Here is a 519-nt window from a genome sequence, read left to right as displayed (position 1 = left end):
GCAACTCGACGGCGCCCGCCGACCAGTTGACCTCGGTCGACGGCTCGTCCGCGTGCAGGGTGGCGGGCAGGGTCTCGTGCCGCATCGCCAGGACCATCATGAAGATGACGGCTACTCCGTCCGCCGCCTGAGTGTGGCCTATTTTGGACTTCACCGACCCGAGCCAGAGCGGGTCACCACCGTCACGGTCCTGACCGTAGGTGTGCATGTGGGCCTGGGCCACGATGGGTTCGCAGAGCGTCTTCCCGGTGCCGTGCGCCACGTCCGCTTCGACGTCCTGCGGCTTCACCCCCGCCTGCGCCAACGCCGCCCGGATCTCCCGCTGCAGCGACGGACCGTTCGGCGCCGTCAGACCGTTCGACGCACCGTCCTGATTGACCGCCGTGCCCCGCACCACCGCCAGGACCTGCCGACCGGCAGCCGTCTCAGACGACTACAGCTCCTCGAGCTGCTTGACGACTGCCTAGGTCCAACCCGTCCCGTCCGCACCCGCACCGAACGACTTGCACCGGCCGTCCG

At 69.2% G+C, this 519-nt stretch carries 1 pseudogene; it reads right to left on the bottom strand.

From position 1 onward, the window contains the following. A pseudogene (locus tag PUR56_RS27145) lies at positions 1-519 on the bottom strand (polyketide synthase); the annotation flags it as partial.

The organism is Streptomyces sp. BE303, from assembly GCF_036290945.1.
Taxonomy (GTDB): domain Bacteria; phylum Actinomycetota; class Actinomycetes; order Streptomycetales; family Streptomycetaceae; genus Kitasatospora.
This window is presented reverse-complemented; position numbering and strand designations above follow the sequence as displayed.